This window comes from Streptomyces sp. HSW2009 (assembly GCF_040240285.1).
Taxonomy (GTDB): domain Bacteria; phylum Actinomycetota; class Actinomycetes; order Streptomycetales; family Streptomycetaceae; genus Streptomyces.
Map to the genome: position 1 here is coordinate 1 of NZ_JBEHZD010000838.1, position 2,357 is coordinate 2,357.

Sequence of the window (2,357 nt, forward strand, 5' to 3'; positions counted from 1 at the left end):
GGTGCGTACCCGGCTAGATCACCAGGCTGAGCAGGGCGGCCATCACGAAGCCGACGACCGAGAGCACCGATTCGAGCACCGTCCAGGACTTGAGGGTGTCGCGCTCGGAGATGCCGAAGTACTTGGCGACCATCCAGAAGCCGCCGTCGTTGACGTGCGAGGCGAAGATCGAGCCGGCGGATATCGCCATGATCACCAGGGCGAGGTGGGCCTGCGAGTAGTCGCCGTCGGCGAGCAGCGGCGAGACGATGCCGGCGGTGGTGACGATGGCCACCGTCGCCGAACCCTGGGCGACCCGCAGCACCAGCGAGATCAGCCAGGCCAGCACGATGACCGGCAGGCCCGCGCTGTCGAAGGCGTCGGCGAGCGCCTGGGCGACGCCGCTGCCCTTGAGCACGGCACCGAACACGCCGCCGGCGCCGACCACGAGCAGGATGTTGCCGACCGGCTTGAGCGATGCGGTGGAGACCGTCTCCAGCGACTTGCGCGACCAGCCGCGGCGCAGCCCGAGCAGGTAGTACGCGAGCAGCAGCGCGATGGTCAGCGCCACGAAGGGGTGGCCGAAGAACTCCACGACCGAGCGGCCCGTGCTGGGGTCGAAGGCGATGGAGGAGAAGGTCGCGCAGAGGATGAGCAGCAGCGGGGTGCCGATGATGGCGAGCACCATGCCGACCGGGACCGGGGCCTCCATGGCACCCGAACCCGCCTGCTCGCCGGCCCCGTCGGAACCCGCACCGCCGGCGCCGCTCTTATCTGCGGCGCCCTTGCCGGCGGAGCCCGTGCCAGCAGAACCCTTGCCGGTCGCGGCCTTGTCCGCGGCGGCCCTGTTGGCCCGCTGTTCGGCGATGACCGCGGCCTTGGCCTCCTCGGCCGCCTCCAGCATGTCCTGCGGTACGGGGACGAAGACGCGGTGGCCGATCCAGGCCGCGTACGCCCAGGCGGCGAGCACCGCGGGGATGCCGCAGACCACGCCCATCAGGATGACCCAGCCGAGGTCCACGTCGAGCAGTCCGGCCGCGGCGACCGGGCCCGGGTGCGGCGGCAGGAACGCGTGCGTCATGGACAGGCCGGCCAGCAGCGGCATGCAGTACAGCAGGATCGACTTGCCGCTGCGCTTGGCCGCCGCGTAGACGATCGGTGCGAGGACGAAGATGCCGACGTCGAAGAAGACCGGGATGCCGAAGATCAGGCCGGTTAGGCCCATCGCCAGCGGCGCCCTGCGCTCGCCGAAGAGGGTCAGCAGCCGGGCGCTGAGCGCCTCGGCGCCGCCGGAGACCTCCAGGATCGCGCCGAGCATGGTGCCCAGGCCGATGATGATCGCGACGTGGCCGAGGATGCCGCCCATGCCGGATTCGATGAGCGAGACGGCGTCGGACTTCTGCACGGTGCCGAAGAGTTCGGTGACCGAGAGCCCGGCCGCGAGCCCGACCGCGATGGAGACCGCGAGCAGTGCGACGAAGGGCTGGAGGCGCACCTTGATGATCAGGAAGAGCAGCAGCGCGATGCCGAGGCCGGCGACGGTCAGCAGACCGGCGGTGCCGTCGATGAGCAGCAAGAGACCACCGGTGTGCGGCGGCGTCTCGGCCGCGGGTGCGGCAGCGAGAAACATGGGAACTCCGTTGTTTCCAGGGATCGGTCGGTGAAGGGATCGGAGGAGCGCGCGCCGGCGGCTGAGCGCCGGCGACCAGGCTGCGCGCACCGGTGAACGGGGGGCGCGAGGTGTGGGGTGTCACGTGCCTTGAGGTGGAGCGGTGGGGTGTGACCGCGGTGACCGGTGGGCCGCCACGGGTGGTGCGGTACGGGTGGTGCGGTACGGAAGGTGTTGCAGAGGGTTTGCGGAAGGTGGTGCGGAGAGGTTGCAGAGGGTCGGCGGACGCGCCCCGCTCGCTGGGTGTGGGGGCGGGCCTGCCGGTCTTGGGTGCGTACGCGCCGTGGTCAGCGGCGGTGGTGTGCGGGGTGGTGTGCCGGGGCCGGTTCGCCGGGTGCGCGCCGTGGTCAGCGGCGGTCTCCGGGGCCGGTCTCGCGGCGACGGGGCCGGGCGGCGTGCTCGACGGGGCACGGCGCGGGACCCCGGTCCAGGGGTGCGGTGCGTACGGAGCGCACGCGGCGCGGGGAGCAGCGGGGTGGCTCGCCCCACCGTCCCGCCGGTCGTCAACTGACCTTATTTGTCGGCTAGTTGATGACATCGGAGGTGCGGGCACGGCTGCTGGTCAGGCTGCCGACGTGAGGCTTCTGGAGTTGGTGCGGCTCGTACGGGTGGTACGGCTCGTACGGGTGGTGCGGTGGTGCACGCGGCCCCGCGGGGTGCGCGGGCGCCGGGAAGGTGTGGGCGGGAGGCGTGCCCTACCCGCCCCCGG

The 2,357-nt window shown here is 71.9% G+C and carries 1 protein-coding gene; it reads right to left on the minus strand.

The window, feature by feature from the left end; genetic code table 11:
* Positions 1 to 13: 13 nt before the first annotated feature.
* The gene (locus AAHZ94_RS32750) at positions 14 to 1,609 is read right to left on the minus strand and encodes a GntP family permease (RefSeq protein ID WP_349997345.1); all 1,596 of its coding nucleotides are present in this window, start codon (positions 1,607 to 1,609) and stop codon (positions 14 to 16) included.
* Positions 1,610 to 2,357 lie beyond the last annotated feature (748 nt).

Coding starts and splice junctions, on each gene's coding strand:
- AAHZ94_RS32750 (WP_349997345.1), bottom strand. CDS start 1,609: ATGTTTCTCGCTGCCGCACCCGCGGCCGAGACGCCGCCGCACACCGGT.